Below are 18800 nucleotides of genomic sequence, written 5' to 3'. Positions count from 1 at the left end.
AGAAAAACAAATGGCTAAGCAAATCAAGTGTGTTGTCTGGGATTTAGATCATACATTATGGGATGGAATTTTACTTGAATCAGATGAAGTGATGTTAAAGCCTTCGATGAAGGAAGTGCTAACAGAATTAGATGAGCGCGGTATCCTTCTTTCTATTGCAAGCCGGAATGATGAAGCAGCCGTGAGGGAAAAGCTCTCCGCCTTTGGGATCGAGCATTTCTTTCTCTATCCAGAGATTCATTGGAATGCCAAATCTAGTTCTTTAGAGAGAATCAGCGAGCGCCTAAATATTCATAAAGATACCATTCTCTTTATTGATGATCAGCCATTTGAACGAGAGGAAGTGAAGGCTGTTCATCCAGAGATTACGTGCTGGGATGCAGTGGATTATATGTCATTACTCACTGATGATCGGCTGCGTCCAGTCTTTATCACAGAAGATGCCAGACGACGCAGAAGAATGTATTTAGAAGCGGACCAAAGGCAGCAGGAAGAAGAGAAATATGAAGGGCCGCCTGAGAAATTCTTGGCGTCTTTACATATGAAATTCGTGATTTCAGAAGCAGGAGAACAAGACCTCCAGCGAGCTGAAGAACTGACCGTCCGTACCAATCAATTAAATGCGAGCGGGAAAACCTATGATTATGAAGAACTTGATTTCTTCCGTCAATCAGATTCTCACTTGCTGCTTGTCTGTGAACTTGAAGATAAATTCGGTTCCTATGGAAAAATTGGACTCTCATTAATAGAAGAAACAGGCGACACCTGGCATGTCAAACTGCTGCTTATGTCTTGCCGCGTCATGTCTCGTGGTGTCGGGACCATTTTACTCACAACGATTTTGCAAGAAGCGAAAAAGCGAGGAAAGCGGCTTGTGGCTGACTTTAAACAAACCGACCGAAACCGCATGATGTATATCACATACAAGTTTGCGAATTTCAAAGAAATCGAGAAGGGGGAGGATGGCTATATCTTGTTTGAAAATGATTTAAGCATGATTCAGCCTTTCCCAGAATACGTAGATGTCAATATTGAATTAAATCAGAAAGATCCAGCCAAACAATAAAAAAGCGAAAAGCGAGGAGATTAAATCATGAACCTACACGAACAAGTAAGAGCCTATATCGAGCAAAACCTAGTGGTATTTGATGAGGAAATTGAGCTTGGAAATGATGATCATATTTTTGAACAAGGCTTTGTCAATTCTCTATTTGCGATGAAACTAGTGAACTATATCGAACATGATTTTCACTTCCAATTAGATAACGAAGACCTCGACATTGCTCATTTTAGTACGGTCAATCGCATTGTCGCTTTAATTGAGAGAAAACAACAGGGGGCCGCTCTTCATGAAAACAGCTGAACAAACGATCGATGCCATTGAAGAAATACGACAGTATTGCAATGAACATATCCGTCCGTTTGCCAATGAATTCGATGAGACGGAACATTTACCAGAGTCGCTCATTCGAGATATGGCGAAAAGAGGCTACTTGGCAGCAGGTATCCCGTCTTCCTATCAAGGGCTGGGGCTTGATCCAATAGCATATGGACAGTTCACGGAACAAGTGGGAAAAGCTTGCTGTAATGTACGGACATTATTGACAGTGAATTCACTTGTAGGAGAAGCCATTCTTCGTTATGGAACAGAAGACCAAAAACAAGGCTGGCTTGTTGAATTAGCTAAAGGAGAAAAAATCGGTGCCTTTGCTTTGTCAGAGCCGAATATTGGTTCAGATGCCAATCATGTTGAAACAAGCTATCAAAAAGAAGGACAATCCTATGTATTAAATGGGAAGAAAAAGTGGATTTCCTTTGGAGCGATTGCAGATTTCTTTATTGTGATTGCAAGAGACGGTGAACAAGTCACGGCATTCCTTGTCGATCGAGATCAGCCGGGTGTAGAGATTGAGAGAATTACAGGAATGATGGCCAATCGAGCATCATATTTAGCGGAAATCACTCTAGATCATGTCCAGGTGCATGAAGACTGTGTCTTAGGACCTGTTGGGGGCGGATTTAACCACGTGGTGTCACTCGCATTAGACCATGGAAGATACAGTGTCGCTTGGGCAGGGCTTGCCATCGCACAAGAAGCCGTTGATTCTCTTGTCACGTATTCACGTAAAAGAACACAGTTTAATGAAAAATTGTACAAGCATCAAATGATCAAAGGCATGATCGGAGATGCGGTTACCCAGCTCCATGCAGCGAGAGCCTTATGCCTAAAGGCTGGAGAAATGAGAGAAGCGAATCACCCTGATGCGATCACAGAAACATCCATTGCAAAATATTTCACCTCTAAAATCGCCGTTGACATTACAAATACAAATGTCCAAATCCATGGCGGAAGTGGATTTAGCCGGGAAAACTCAGCTTCAAGACTATATCGTGAAGCGAAGGTGCTTGAAATTATTGAAGGAACTTCGCAAATTCAGCAGCAGGTTATTGCTAACTATGGTTTACGCCATTATTTCGTGAAACATTCTTAGAGAGAAAGGAGATGATCCCATGGCTTTACAGCCGCAGAAGCTGGATAAACAGAACATTGAAAATATGTTAGGTATCACTACGATCCAAGAGGGACTGCTGTTTCATCATTTAATGGAACCGAACGGAACGGCTTATTTTGAACAACTGCTGATCGAAATAGACGGACCGATAGATCGAGACATTTTTGAACAATCATGGACGAATGTCACCAAACAGCATGAAATGCTTAGAACATTGTTCAGATGGCAGGAACTCGCAAGACCAGTACAAATTGTGCTGAAGCAGCACCAGCCAGACATTCGATATCGTGATTTGACACAAGCGAAGGAGCCTCTTCATGTGCTGAAAGAGGAGGTGACGGCACAGAACCGAGAAGAACGCTTTGATCTGCAGGAAGTCCCATTTCGCCTGACGTTATGTGAAGTGAATGATGAATTCAGCTGGGTTCTCATTAGCTTCCATCACATTTTATTGGACGGATGGAGCCTTGGGATTGTATTAAGCGATTGGATGAGTGCATATGAGCGCTTATCGAATGGGGACAAACCCCTTCTTGAACAAAGACCGTCCTACCAATCATTTGTCAAATGGCAGCAAAAAAACCTTCAACAGACAGAAGCACAAGCCGCCTATTGGAAAAATGTTTTCAATGGCTGGAGTTATGCAGAACTGCTTCCGAAGTCAAGCGGCGCATATGAAAATTCAGAAGTTTTTCATCAATATGAACATCAAGTGGATACTTCCATTGCGGAGAGCCTGAGCAAATTCACGAATCAATATGACGTGACGCTCGCATCTGTGATGTATACGCTGTGGGGAGTTTTGCTATCTAAGTATGCCAACCAAGATGATATTGTCTTTGGGACAACAGTATCAGGGAGAAATGCGGATGTCCCTCATATTGAAAAGATGACAGGGCTGTTCATTAACACATTACCGCTGCGGGTCTCATTCGAACAAGAGCGGCCGATTCTTGAACAGATGCAGGAAGTGAGTCGTGAGATAGCTGTAAGAAATGAATATGAACATACACCGCTATCTGATTTAAAGAAATATGCAGGAATGACGGCAGAGCAATCGTTATTTGATTCAATCGTCGTCATTGAAAACTATCCACTAGATCAAATGCTCACGAAAAACGATCAGCCTATTCGTATTCGTGGATTTGAGATGACTGAGCAGACAGAATTCGATCTCACGCTTAGTGTCCAGGCGTTTGATGATCAGCTGCACTTTTCATTGGTGTATAACCCCGTCAGCTTTTCAGCTGAACAAATTGAAAAGTGGTGTCAGCATTTTCTTCATCTCCTGTCTGATGCCTGTGCTCATCCGCTCAAATCTGCTGCTCAGCTACAGCTGCTATCAGAAGAAGAGAAAGGAAAGCAATTAGCTGTCTTCCGGCAGTATGGCGGGGCAACATCTAGCAATGAACCAACGGTGATTGACCTTTTTGAAGCACAAGTGGAACGAACGCCAGCGGCAGCCGCAGTTGAGTTTGGCGATACGACGGTTACATATGAACAACTCAATAAGAGAGTGAACCAGCTCGCACATTATTTACAAAACAAAGGAGTCAAACAGGAGCAGCGTGTCGGCATTTTAGCAGAGCATTCCATTGAAATGGTGATAGCATGCTTAGCGATCTTAAAAGCTGGCGGTGCATACGTGCCGATTGATCCTGAATACCCGCAGGAACGAATAGAATATCTATTAGAAGACAGCGGAGTAGAATGGCTCTTAACTCATCCAATTAAAGGGCTCACCTATGCCTATCATGGAGAAAAAATTGATATCACACAGCCGGATCTATACACCGGACCATCAGACAACTTGGCAGAAGCCATCACCTCAGACCAAACAGCCTACTGCATTTATACATCAGGTACGACCGGAAGACCTAAAGGTGTACTCATTCATCATCTTGGCTTAGCCAACTACATTGATTGGGCGAAGCAAGTATATGTTCGAGGAGAAACAAGGCATTTTGCTTTGTATACTTCACTGTCCTTTGACCTGACGGTTACTTCTATTTTCACGCCGCTCATTTCAGGAAATACCATCATGATTTACCACCATGAAAACCGGCAGCTGCTTGTCGAAGACATCATAAAAGATAATCGCGTACATGTGATGAAACTGACACCATCTCATTTACAGTTTATTAAGCATTTGTCTTTCCCAGACAGCCAAATGAAATGTTTCATTTTAGGCGGAGAACAGCTGGAAACATCTCTAGCGAAATCCATTCAGCAGTCCTTCCCGCAGCCAATTGAAATTGTGAATGAATATGGACCAACTGAAACGGTGGTTGGCTGCATGATTCATCGATATGACCAGGATTTTGATCAAGACGTGTATGTACCGATTGGAAAGCCTGCACAGCATACAGATATTCTTCTTTTTGACAGACATATGAATCTCATGCCGGAAGGAACCGTCGGTGAATTATATATTGGCGGGAAAGGTGTCGCAAAAGGGTATTTGAATCGACCGGAACTCACCGAAGAAAGGTTTGTCGATCACCCTTTCCAGCCAGGTGAAAAAATTTATAAAACAGGTGATGCAGCCCGCATTCTGCCTAATGGGCTCATTCAATTTTTAGGTCGAAATGATGATCAAGTGAAGCTGAGAGGCTATCGTATTGAAACAGGTGAAATTGAATTTTGGCTGAATGAACAGCCAGGTATGAAAGCAGCAGCTGTTGTTGTAAAGCCAGATGCTTCTGGTACACCATGTTTGGCCGCATATGTTGTCACGACAGCCAGACTTGATCAAGCTGCAATGAAACAAGCGTTGGCTGATCAGCTGCCGGATTATATGATCCCAACTCACTTTGTTCAATTGGATGATATGCCCCTGACTGCCAATGGCAAACTAGATAAACGGGCATTACCTGCTTTGAAACAGGCGCAGCAAACGAATAAGCAGGCGGGCGCTGCCCATCTTTCTGATACTGAGAAAGTCATTCAAGACATCTGGAAAAAAGTCCTCGGCTTAGATGAGGTAAGTGTTCATGACAAATTCTTTGACATTGGCGGGCATTCACTCAACTTAATCCACGTCAATCAACAGCTCGCTAAGCAATTGAATCAAAGCATTCCAATGGTCGAAATGTTCCGCCGTCCAACGATTAGAGAGCTTGCCGCATATTTAAGCGGCGATTCAGAGCAGGTAGCGGCAGGCACGCAGCCTGTGAAACAAAAGACAAGAAAAGCCAATGAGCCGATTGCCATTATTGGAATGGCTGGTAAATTCCCTGGTGCGAAAAATGTTGAGGCATTTTGGCGAAATTTGAAGAATGGAGAAGAATCAATTTCCTTCTTTTCCGATGAAGAACTGCTTGAAGCTGGTATTGACCGTCAGACCTTCGAACGATCCGATTATGTGAGGGCAAAAGGTGTAATTGATGGACCTGATTTATTTGACGCATCCTTCTTCGGCTATTCGCCAGGTCAGGCAGAAATGATGGATCCTCAAATACGCCTCCTGCATGAGTACGCATATAAGGCGCTGGAAGATGCGGGGTATGTGCAGGAAGATTATACGGGTAAAGTTGGGTTGTTTACTGGGTCCACATCGAATTTTCAATGGATTCAGCGTTTTGCAGCTTCCCTTGATAGCAGTATGTCAGAGCTGTTTGAAGTGGGTTCACTCAATGATACGTACACCGTAAGTACAAGAATTGCCCATAAATTGAATTTGAAAGGACCGGCGCTCACGCTGCAAACCGCTTGTTCGACTTCTTTGGTCGCTTTGCATTTGGCCTGTCAATCCATTGCAAATGGTGATTCAGATGTAGCACTTGCGGGAGGTGTGTCGATCCTGCACCCAGTGAAATCAGGCTACGTTTATCAGCAGAACATGGTGAAATCAAGCGATGGCCATTGCCGCGCCTTTGATGATCAAGCAGATGGAACGGTTGGCGGAGATGGTGTTGGTCTTGTTGCTTTAAAAGCACTGAGTGAAGCCATAGAAGATGGTGACCATATTTATGCGGTCATTAAGGGCTCTGCTATTAACAATGATGGTGATCAAAAGGTTGGTTTCAATGCTCCAAGCGTTGAAGGACAGACACGTGTCATTCAGGATGCCTTACATCAAGCAGATGTTTCACCAGATACGATTGAATATGTAGAAACACATGGAACTGGAACATCACTTGGTGATCCGATTGAAATAGAGGCGCTCACAAAGGCTTTCGACACAGAGAAAAAACAATTTTGCCGTATTGGGTCTGTCAAAACCAATATTGGACATTTGGATGCAGCGGCAGGAGCAGCTGGCTTGATCAAAGCTGTGCTTTCGCTTCAGCATCACACATTTGTACCTAGTCTTCACTTCAAAAAAGCCAATGAAAACATTGCATTTGAGCATAGCCCTTTCTTTGTAAACACTGAGCTGACTGACTGGAAGCAGCCAGCTTCACATTTGCGGCGGGCTGGGGTGAGCTCATTTGGAATGGGTGGAACCAATGCACATGTCATATTAGAAGAAGCACCACAAAGAGATCGTCAGCAAATGCCTCGTTCTGCTGAGCTGCTTGTTCTTTCAGCAAAGAGCAAAACGAGCTTGGAACGAATGAAAGACAAACTCGTAAACCAAATAGAAAACACGCCTTCTATCAATTTGGCAGACGCAGCTTATACTCTGCAAACAGGAAGACAGTTCTTTGGTTTCCGTCAGGCATTTGTTGCGGCAAGCAGAGAAGATGCTTTGCGAGTATTAACAGAAAAGCAAGGCAAGGGCATTGGAAAGCTCATGCATTCGCATGTGGAGCAACAAAAGATTATTTTTATGTTTTCTGGACAAGGCAATCAATATCTCAATATGGGATTAGATTTGTACCGGGAAGAGCCTTACTTTAAGAAGCAAATGGATGCTTGTTTTCAAGTATATGAAGAAGCAACGGGGCGAAGTCTTGCCCGTATTCTTTACCCATTAGCGGCTGAAACAGAAAAGGCGCGTGAAAAATTAGCAAGTACTCAATATGCACAGCCGGCCATTTTTGCCATTGAATATGCCTTATCCATGCTCTTCATTGAATGGGGCATTCGTCCTGATGCAATGATCGGCTATAGCTTTGGCGAATTAACGGCGGCCGCTATATCAGGGCTATTCAGCTTAAAGGACGCAATGTCCATGGTCGCCTATCGTGCGAATGCGATGCAATCGTCACCAGCTGGCGTCATGATGAGTGTTCCATTACCTGAGGCAGAGCTAAAACCGATGCTTCCAAAAAATATTTCTCTCGCGGTTGTCAATGATTCCTCATGTATCGTGTCAGGTCTAGAAGAAGCGATAAGTGAATTTGAACAAGAGCTGAAAAGCAACAGATTGATGTGTATGCGGTTAGGTGGAACCATTGCTGCCCACTCACATGTCATGAAGGAGGCAGCGGAGCAATTCGGAGAAAAATTAAAGCATATGAAAGCCAAAACACTTCGTATTCCATTTATTTCGAATTTGTCAGGAGATTGGATGACAGATACGAGTGCGAAAGATATGTCTTATTGGAAAAGGCATATGACCGATACAGTTCGCTTTGCTGAAGGCATCACCAATATTTTACAAGAGGACAATATTCAATTAATTGAGATTGGACCAGGACAAGATTTAAGCGTGATGGTCAACAGGTCATTGAACGGCCTGAATCAGCATGTATGTCATGTGTTAAGGCATGCAAAACAAGATGTGACGGATACTGAATTTTTACTTAGTCAAATGGGACGTCTATGGACAAACGGATTATCTATTGATTGGGACAGGTTCCATCTAAACCGTCAGCCGCGGAAAATGCCGCTGCCAACGTATGCGTTTGATCAAACCTCCTATTGGTATGATGCAGCAGATCGTGTGAAACAAGAAAAACCAAAGCAGTCTGGACGAAAGCAGCAAATGGATGAATGGTTCTATACCCCTCATTGGGAAGCGGATCTTTTACCTTGCGTGCCATCAGAAGATACATCTGGCGGAGCCTTGCTTTTGTTTGCAGAGCCATCTGCTCTCGGAGAGAAGATTGCGGCTGAGCTCCTGACGAAACGGAACGAGTTCGTAGTGGTTCGTAAAGGAAATGAATTTACGAAGCATGACGAAAAAAGCTATACCATTCGGTCACATGAGCCATCTGATTATGAAAGGCTCATTTCAAATCTGGCAGATGACGAAATGAACGTGTCAGAAGTTTGTCATCTATGGGGGCTTTCAGAACGACAGCCATCTCACACGGAAGAAGAATGGGTGAAGCAAACGCAGCAAGATGCTTATTACTCCTTGCTTTATATCGGCCAGGCATTGAAAAAATATGTTTTGGACCAAAAGGTATCGATTACCGTTCTTTCCTCATTGACATATGCTGTTGGCGGTGAACCTGTACTTTATCCTGAAAAAGCGATCCATCTAGGACCTGCCATGGTTATATCACAAGAAACACCGAACTTGCGTTACCGCATTCTTGATATTGATCGCCCGGTGGAAAATGGGGTTCAAGAAAAGCGATTGCTGAAGCAAATAAGCGATGAGCTAGATCGAGCGTATGGACAGCTTCTCACGGTCTATCGACGAAATAAGCGATATGTGAAAAAGTATGCGAAAGGTTCAGTTCCCGAAACAGGACATGCTCATTTGGCTAAAAAAGATGGTGTCTACATTTTAATTGGCGGACTTGGGTTTATTGGATTGAATATCGCCCAGACTTTGGCCGAGCAAACGAAGGGAACCTTAATCTTAACGAGCAGGTCTGGACTCCCTGATAGAAGCAAGTGGCAAGAATGGCTGTCTACGCACGATGAACAGGATCCAACAAAGAAAAAAATACAAAAGGTAATGGCACTGGAAGAGACAGGCGCAGACGTTCTCATACAGAAAGTAGACGTTCGTCACAGGGAAGATATCCAGCAATTGATCAACACAGTGGATGCGTCATATGGACAGATCGACGGTGTGATCTATGCAGCTGGAGTGACAGGCGACCAATCTTTCCGGGTGATGGAGCAAACAGATGTCACATTTTCGGAGCCGCATTTTGAAGCGAAGATGAATGGCGTACTTCATCTTGATGCCGCCTTAGGTGATCGATCCCTTGATTTCTGTTTTGTCCTGTCATCTTTGTCACCGATCTTGGGCGGACTCGGTTTTACAGCCTATACAGCTGTGAATCATTTCATCGATGCGTACGTGTATGAACGCAATCTACGTTCAGAAACACAGTGGTCTGTCATTAGCTTTGACGGCTGGGAATTTGAGCAGGGGAAGCAGCTCGATCTTCCAATCGGAGATGATGTCACCGAAACGTTAATTACAGAAAAAGAAGGAAGAATGATCTTTGAACGATTGCTTTCACTGGATCAAGTGGAACAAATGGTTATTTCGACAACATCTTTACATGATCGTATTCACAGATATGTAGACCGTTTATCCCGTGAGGAAGAGAGCGGCGGAGAGCATGTACAAGATGGAAACTTGTATTCTCGGCCAGCGCTTTCAACGAATTATGCGGCACCTGAAACAGAGCTGGAGAAGGAATTAAGTCAACATTGGCAAGCATTCTTTAAGATTGATGACATTGGCATAGATGATCATTTCTTTGAAATGGGTGGAGATTCTCTTAAGGCGATTACCTTCATTGGCATCATTCATCGTGCATTTAGTGTAGAGCTGACGCTGCCACAATTTTTCCAAATACCTACGATACGATTAATGGCAGCATATATCGACCAAGCAGATACTGCTGCTTATCATGCGATTGAAAAAGCCGAAGTGAAGGAGCATTATCCTCTGTCGTCTGCGCAAAAACGGTTGTATCTCATGCAGCAAATGGATGTAAACAGCACAGGATACAACGAGTTTAAAGCGGGGCGAATCAAAGGAAAACTCGATATCAGCAGGTTGGAATGGGCATTTCAGCAGCTCATTAAGAGACACGAAAGTTTGCGGACAGCGTTTGTACTAGAGAATGGCGTCCCTTATCAAAAGATTGAAGAAGAGGTACCATTTGCAGTCACATTGTTTGACCTCACAAAGGGATCGACACAAGGATCTGAGGAAGATCAAAAACAAGTGATTGAACAATTTTTGACTGCCTTTACGTTAAGTGAGGCTCCATTGATGAGAGTCGGTGTGATGAAGCTGGCAGAAGAGGAATTCGTGCTCATGCTGGACATGCATCACATTATCTCAGACGGTCTTTCTCAAGATATTTTGGTCAACGACTTTATGCAGTTATATGACGGCAGGACGCTTGAGCCTCTCGCTCTGCAATATAAAGATTTTTCAGAATGGCAAAATGACATGCTTGCGTCTGAAGCACTGAAAGAATCGAGTGATTACTGGAAAAACCGGTTAGAGGGTGCCCCGCTACTTGATCTGCCAACAGATTTCGATCGGCCAGAGGTGAGACAATTCCGCGGTGGACATTATACATTCCGTATAGAAGAAGCGGAGCTGAACGCGTTTAAGCAAATGATTTTAAAAGAAGACGCCACTCTGTTTATGGGTCTGTTAAGTGTGTATCAGATTTTGCTTCATAAATTAAGCGGACAATCAGATATCACGGTCGGGGTTCCGGTAGCAGGCAGAAAACAAGAGGAGCTGCAGCAAGTCATCGGTATCTTTGTCAATATGCTGCCACTTCGTTTATATCCTAAAGCAGAGCTGACGTACCAGCAATTCCTTCAGGATGTGAAGGCACATGTCATCGGTGATTTCGGACATCAAGAATATCAATATGAACAAATGGTTCAAGACCTCCAGTTAAGCCGGAGTGTCAGCCGGAATCTATTGTTTGATGCTGTGTTCGCCTTGCAAAATATGAATCAGCCAGAACTGAAGGTAGGCGGTTTAACCTTTAGTGATTATCCGTATGAGACAGGAACGTCGCGCTTTGATTTACTCTGGATTGCGTATGAGCAGGAAGATGGTCTTTCTTCAACGATTGAATATAATACTGAGCTTTTCAGTGAGGAAACCATTCAGCGGATTGCAGGCTTGCTGAAAGACATCATGCGGGCTGTTTCAGCAGATGCGATGAGAATAGAAGAGATCGAACTGACTTCTTCATTCAAGCAATTAGACGACGTATCTCTTTTCGAATTAGATGACTTAAAAATATAAGTAAAGAGGTGAATGGAAGAGTGATTGAACATGATGATTTTCAACTGAAAGCAGCGGCGAAGGAAAGGGCGTTAGAAAGAGCCTACTGGACATCTGTCTTATCAGGTGTCCAGCTTGATGGCCGCATTCCTCATACGGTTTCGCAAGCCAAGCCTGCTGAAATAAACCGATCGCTTCATTCGTCCTTCCCGGTGGCTATGAACCATTCGTTAAAGCAATTATGTGGAGATTCTGATTTACGCCTGTTTATCGTGCTGACCACAGCTGCTTTTGGCTTGCTTCAACGTTATAGCGGAAAAACTGAGTTGATGGTGACTGTTCCTACAATGGAACAGTCTGCCAATCAATCAGCCATTAATCATATGCTGGCGCTTAAGGCAGAGATTGAGCCTCATATGAGCTTTAGCGCAGGGCTAGAGGCTGTGAAACAATCGTTTCAGGAGGCAGTGCGTCATCAAAACTATCCTGTTCATATTTTAATGGATGAGCTTTGGCGTTCAGTAGGAGAAGACAAGAAGCGTGTCAATCTGGCATGTGCGTTTGAGCCATTGCATGGGCATGCTGACCGAGAGCAGCTGCATGCGGATGTGCTCATTGTTTGGAAGAAAGAACAAGATCACTTTCATGCTGAAGTTCACTGGGATGCTTCCATTTATGACGATCAAATGATGGAGCAGTTCTCCAGACATTTCATGACACTCACAGAGCAAAGTCTCAGAACGCCTGAACAAGCGATGAGCACACACTCATTTTTATCTGATATGGAGAAAAGTCAGCTGTTTGATTCGTTTCAAGGAGAGTCGCTCGCTTATCCAGTGGATCGTGATATTGTGTCGTTATTTCAAGAACAAGTCCAATTGCATCCAGCACGAACGGCCGTTGTGTTTGGCACCACCTCCTATACATATGAAGAGGTTGATGATTTATCGAATCGCATTGCGCTTAGACTGTCTCAAAGTGAGATGACACGTGAGACTCCAGTTGGTCTCAGAATGAATCGGTCTGCTGAACTGGTCATTGCCATTCTTGGCATTTTAAAGGCTGGCTATGCTTATTTACCGATTGATGTCCATCTGCCGATCGAAAGAATTCGGTATATGCTCAAAAACAGCGGTGCTGCAGTTATTGTCTCGGATGCGGACGGGCACGAAGGATTGGATGTCGAGGTTCATGTGATTCAAGACATGCTTCAAGAATCGCCAATAAAAGAGAATCTGACTTGGTCTATTTCGCCTTCGGATATGGCGTATGTCCTGTATACATCAGGAACGACAGGGCATCCAAAAGGGGTCGTTATTGAACATCGTCATGTCATTAATTTGGTATATGGAATGAAAACGCGCTTTTTTGATCTGCTCCCTGATCCTTTGCAAGTAGGGATGCTGGCTTCACACATTTTTGATGCGTCTGTGCAAACGTTGTTCCCGGCATTGCTCCTCGGGCATACGCTGCATATTGCCAAAGATGAAGTCCGTATGGATGGGCATGCGTTATGGTCGTTTTACCAAGAAAACCACATTCAGCTGTCAGATGTGACCCCCTCTCATTTAAAGCTGATGAACAAGGCAGCAGCGCAATCGAAACAAGACCTGCCTGCTTTGAATATGCTGCTGGTGGGCGGAGAGGTGTTCACAAAAGAGCTGATGGATCAATTTTTACAGCATATATCAGGTGAAAAACCGATCATGATTAATGCGTATGGGCCGACTGAATGTACGGTTCAGTCATCATCCTTTTTGATTCCCAAAGACTGGAATGAGCAAGTCATTCCTATTGGGCAGCCGATGCCGAATGAGCATATTTTTATATGTGATGCGCAAGGAGAGCCAGTTCCGATTGGCGTTTTTGGCGAAATATATATAACTGGCGATGGTGTAGGTCGTGGGTACATCAATCACCCTGATCTGAGCAAGGAGAAATTTATCAAAAAACCAGAGCTCAGCAGCGGGATGTTATACGGTACGGGAGATCTTGCAAGATGGCGGTTTGATGGTTTATTAGAGTTTGCCAAGAGAAACGACGGTCAAGTGAAAATTAGGGGATATCGAATTGAGCTAGAGGAAATCCGCAGAGCGATTCTTGATGACCCGCATATGCAAGGACTGATTCAAGATGTCATTGTCGTTCCTAAGGAAACGCAGGATCAGGACCAATACATTTGCGCATATATGATGGCAAAACAAGTGATAGATCAGCGTGCGCTTCGTCAGTCTTTAAGTGAAAGATTACCAGGTTATATGGTGCCGAGACATGTCATCCAAATAGAGCAATTTCCTTTGAATCTATCAGGGAAATTGGATATCCAAGCACTGCCGAATCCAGAAGATCAGGCGGCAGGCAATCAAGAGCCGTTGACCATTCAAGCACATAATGAAACAGAGCAGAAGCTTGTTCGCATTTTCGCCTCTATTTTACAAGTCCCTGCTTCGCAGATTCGTATAGATGAACCGTTTTTTGACTTAGGCGGGAACTCTTTTAATATCGTAGAGCTGTCCAATAAAGTGAAAGAGGAGTTTCAGCAGGAGCTGACAGTGATGGAGCTGTTCCAATATACAACTGTTTCGCAAATAGCTGCTCAATTAAAAAATAAAGCATCAGGGCAAGAGAAACAAATCGAAGATGATGGAGAAAATGAAGCGGATGACTTAGAAAGTGCCGCTCAACTGTTAGGCGGGATGATAGATGAGTAAGTTCACAGGATTAGAGGTTGCAGTGGTTGGGATGGCCTGCCGTTTTCCGGGAGCAAAGAATATTCATCACTTTTGGGACAACCTTGCAAATGGAAGAGAGTCCATTACGTTCTTTTCGAAGGAAGAGCTGCTTGAGGCAGGGGTTGAGAAAAAAGCATTAGACCATGAGCAATATGTACGTGCTAAAGGAGCAGTCGATCAGCATGATCACTTTGATGCAGATTTCTTTGGTTATTCACAGCGTGAAGCAGAAGTAATGGACCCGCAAATCCGCATGTTTCATGAGGTGGCATGGGAATCCCTTGAAGATGCAGGCTATAACCCTGAAACCTATCAGGAACCGATTGGTTTATTTGGAGCTGCTTCTGCTAATTTATATTGGCAAGCTGCTTCCATGCTGATGAGAACGAATCACTCATCTGAACAATTTGCGGCTGTTCAATTAACAGATAAAGATTTCATGAACACAAAGGTATCCTACAAATTGAATTTGAAGGGACCGAGCGTAGCTGTTGATACAGCTTGTTCTTCCTCTTTGACTGCCATTCATATGGCGGCGCGCGCCCTGATTACTGGAGAATGTAAAATGGCACTCGCAGGCGGCGTCACCATTACGACCCCTCACAAAAAAGGATACATGTATCAAGAGGGCATGATCATGTCGCCAGATGGGCACTGCCGGGCTTTTGATGAACAGGCAGAAGGAACCGTTGGCGGCGAGGGCTGTGGAGTTGTTGTGCTCAAATCATTAAAGCAGGCACTAAAGGATAAGGACCATATCTATGGCGTGATTAAAGGTTCAGCCTATAACAATGACGGCGGGCGGAAGGTTGGCTACACAGCACCAAGTATAGAAGGACAAAGCGAAGTCATTAAAAAGGCACTCAACATCAGTCGTGTAGAAGCTGAGAGTATATCTTATATTGAAGCACATGGCACAGGTACAACTCTTGGAGATCCAGTTGAAATTGAGTCACTAAAGCAAGCTTTTCAAACGGATAAAAAACAGTTTTGTGCGATTGGGTCTGTGAAAACCAATATTGGTCATCTTGACTCAGCCGCAGGGATTGCAGGTTTTATCAAGACAACGCTTAGTCTGTACCATCAGATGCTGCCGCCTAGCCTTCATTATAAAAAACCGAATCCGAAAATTGATTTTGAATCAAGCCCATTTTATGTAAATACAACACCCGTACCATGGACGAAATCAGAGCAGCCGCTGCGTGCCGGTGTCAGTTCATTTGGAGTCGGCGGAACGAATGTACATCTGATCATGGAAGAGGCACCCGCCGCCGACAAACCGTCAGTAGAAAGAGATCATGAACTAATGGTGATTTCGGCAAGATCGAAGCAGGCGGTTCAAAAGTCTGCTGAACAAATGACCTCTTATTTAAAAGAACATAAGCATGTCACACTATCCGATGCTGCATTTACCCTGCAAGAGGGACGAAAGCATTTTCCTTATCGACAAGCTTTTCTTGCAGGTCCGGGCCGCACATTCCAGTCAGCCGGCCAGCCGCAAAAGGCCTTTCAACAGCCTGCGATCGTTTGGATGTTTTCTGGTCAAGGTGCTCAGTATGTGAATATGGGCAAGGATTTATATGAGAAAGACCCTGAATTTAAAGAAACGCTTCAGAAATGTTTTGCCATTATTTTATCGTTATCAGGTGTTGAGATCGAGAACGTGTTATATCCAACAACCGAAGAAGAGTTCATAGAAGCAGAACAACTCATGCAGCAAACATCATATACACAAATCATCTTGTTTAGTTTTGAGTATGCGCTCGCATCGAAGCTGATGGGACTAGGCATACGTCCGCATTATTTCATTGGTCATAGTATTGGAGAAATCACGGCTGCCTGCGTGGCCGGTATGATCAACCTTGAAGATGCCATCCGGATCGTTTTAAAAAGAGGCAGTTTGATGCAAAAAATGCCTCCAGGTGAAATGGCCGGTGTGTCACTCCCTGCCGAAGAGATTGAACATGATCTTCCAGAAGGTGTCGAGCTTTCTGCAGTGAATAGCTCACAATTATCTGTTGTTTCCGGTCCTTCAGAACGGTTACAGATTTATCTCGAACAAGCTGAAAAAAGAGGAGCTTCTGTCCAAAAGCTGAAAACCTCTCACGCCTTTCATACGAGTATGATGGATGAAGCGTCCGAACAGTTTAAGAACGTTCTCTCGGAGATCACCTACCAGCAGGGCGAGATTCCGATCCTTTCGAATGTGACAGGGAGCTGGTTAACAAATGAACAAGCCGCATCACCTGATTACTGGGCATCTCATATCAGGCAGCCTGTTTTATTTAGTCAAGGAGTAGAGACGTTACTTGGACTTGGAGAAGTGGTTTTCATTGAAGTGGGGCCAGGTCATACGTTAACTCAATTTGTGAGACGACATGATGACTATGATGTGAACAAAGCAGCGGCTGTTTCAATGGTGAGACATCCAAAAGAACAAGCTGCTGATGATGAATATATGAAAAAGGCTATAGGGAAGCTGTGGAGTTTTGGAGTGGAACCGAATTGGAGCGCTGTCAGAAAAGAAAAGGCCCCATATCGAGTGTCACTGCCAACATATCCATTCGAGCATCAAATATTCCCCTCTCCGCAGTTTAAAGCGGATCAGCTGATGACCGCTTTAGCGCCATCAGAAAAGGGGGAGAAACTCTCAGCTGATTTTCAAGACTGGTTTTACATTCCGGTATGGGAACGCTCTGCACCTGTACTAAAAGAGCAGCATCATCAAGGGAAGCGTATCTTGGTTTTTGAGAAAAATGGTCATATTGGCGCTTATTTGAAAGAACGGCATGCAGAGGTTGTCAGCGTCTGTCAAAGTGATCATACGATCAAAGAAAATGACCAGTTGATGAAGGCGGACGTTCATATGCTGTCACATTTAGAGTGGGTGATGGCTGAACTGCAGCAATCTGAATTTATACCGGAAGAGATCATCTGGATGCATGATGAACTAACAGAAGATACAGGTGATCAGCCAAACTACTTATCTGTGCTCGATCTCGTCAGGCTGATCAGCCAGTATCATAACACAGCCATCCGTCTTCATCTTGTGACAAACCAAGCGCATGATGTAATCGGGATGGAGAAGGTCAATCCTCTTCAAGCAACATGTACTGGGCTGGCTCTGACCATTCCTCAAGAATATCAGCATATTGCGTGTCAGCACATTGATTTATGTCAGGAAACAAAGGCGGACTGGCCGCTATTTCTTTCATACGAGGTTGCAATGCACGATCAAGATGCGGTCGTGGCGTATCGCGTGAACAGCAGGTGGGTTCGAAAGGCTTCAAGCACCCCTTTAAACAAAGAGGAATCGTCCAAGCAGCCTTTCAGGACTCATGGCGTTTACCTCATGACCGGCGGTATGGGGGGCATTGGCTTCACATTAGCTAAACATTTAGCAGAAACGTATCAAGTGAAACTTGTGTTCATGAGCCGAGTACAAATACGTGAACGCTCTGCATGGCTTGATCTGCGTGATGCGGAGGGGAAAGAAGCTGAAACCGTGAAAAAGCTGATGACTCTTGAAGGGTTAGGAGCTGATGTACAAGTTGTACACGGTGATGTGTCAGATCAAGATGCTGTGCAGAAAGCGGTCCAGCTGGCTCATACGTCATTTGGTGATTTACATGGTGTCATTCATGCGGCAGGAGAGGCAGACGGGAAGATCATCCAAGCAAGAACAGCAGACGATGAAATTCGCATGTGTCAGGCAAAAATCAACGGGACCTATGTGCTGGATGAAGCACTCAAGGATGAAACGCTCGACTTCTTTTTACTTTGTTCATCCCTAGTGTCCTTTCTTGGAGCGGCTGGACAAGTGGCTTATGCGGCTTCCAATGCTTTTATGGACAGCTTTGCTCATGCGAAGAGGCAGGAAGGAAAGCCAGTGATTTCTTTAAACTGGGATCGGTGGGAAAAAGTCGGTATGGCACACGACTCAGCATTAGCGGCTAAAGTCAATGACATGATGGCACTTGAGGAGCAGGCGGGAATTTTACCAGAACAAGGGATAAAGGCCTTTCAGGAAGTGCTGCGTCTAGATTATCCGCAAATTCTTGTTTCTGTTCGAGACATGGGTGAGAGAATGAAACATCGATTAACACCTATGCAGCAGGAAGAAGAGCCGTCTCAACAAATATCGAAGGTCATAGATGATCGTCTAGAAGCATCATTGAGTGATGTACTCAGCTCCTTTTTTCATCATGAACCGGATGTGAATGAGAACTTCTTTGAAATGGGTGCGACATCCCTTGATTTGCTGCAGATGAGCGGTCATATCAAATCAATTTATGGCATAGAGGTTCCGGTAGTCATGATGTATAGCCACCCGACCATCGCGTCATTGGCTGCCGAACTGAAGAAGATACATGGGGTAAAGGAAGAAAAGCAAGCTGTCACTGAATCATCTAATCTCCGTAAACAGGCGATGGCAGATGGGAAAAACCGCCGTAAACAGAGATTAAAACGAAAATAGATGGGAGAAAT

The 18800-nt window shown here is 44.3% G+C and carries 6 protein-coding genes; all 6 read left to right on the top strand.

What is annotated here, in order from left to right:
* Positions 1-10 precede the first annotated feature (10 nt).
* From C6Y06_RS16020 to C6Y06_RS15995, 6 genes are read left to right on the top strand one after another with little or no spacing between them, the layout of a single operon-like run.
* Positions 11-1066 (top strand): HAD-IIIC family phosphatase, encoded by a 1056-nt coding sequence (locus C6Y06_RS16020; RefSeq protein WP_034664698.1) that lies wholly within the window; start codon positions 11-13, stop codon positions 1064-1066.
* Between the two features lie 27 nt (positions 1067-1093).
* Complete coding sequence (locus C6Y06_RS16015; protein ID WP_034664694.1) at positions 1094-1363, top strand: acyl carrier protein; 270 nt, start codon at positions 1094-1096, stop codon at positions 1361-1363.
* Positions 1350-2492, top strand: a complete 1143-nt coding sequence (locus C6Y06_RS16010) for an acyl-CoA dehydrogenase family protein (protein ID WP_060595704.1) — start codon at positions 1350-1352, stop codon at positions 2490-2492. The genes C6Y06_RS16015 and C6Y06_RS16010 overlap by 14 nt, the downstream gene beginning before the upstream one ends.
* A gap of 19 nt (positions 2493-2511) precedes the next feature.
* Positions 2512-11601 (top strand): hybrid non-ribosomal peptide synthetase/type I polyketide synthase, encoded by a 9090-nt coding sequence (locus C6Y06_RS16005; protein ID WP_106037208.1) that lies wholly within the window; start codon positions 2512-2514, stop codon positions 11599-11601.
* A 20-nt stretch (positions 11602-11621) separates the two neighbouring features.
* On the top strand, positions 11622-14291 hold the full coding sequence (locus tag C6Y06_RS16000) for a non-ribosomal peptide synthetase (RefSeq protein ID WP_106037207.1): 2670 nt from the start codon (positions 11622-11624) through the stop codon (positions 14289-14291).
* Entirely contained in the window at positions 14284-18789 is a 4506-nt protein-coding gene (locus tag C6Y06_RS15995) for an SDR family NAD(P)-dependent oxidoreductase (RefSeq protein WP_106037206.1), read from the top strand. The genes C6Y06_RS16000 and C6Y06_RS15995 overlap by 8 nt, the downstream gene beginning before the upstream one ends.
* The last annotated feature ends 11 nt before the right edge of the window (positions 18790-18800 follow it).

It is taken from the genome of Bacillus sp. MZGC1, from assembly GCF_002998605.1.
Classification (GTDB): Bacteria; Bacillota; Bacilli; order Bacillales; family Bacillaceae; genus Bacillus.
The sequence above is the reverse complement of the archived record's forward strand: the minus strand, read 5'-3'. Positions and strand labels throughout refer to the sequence as shown.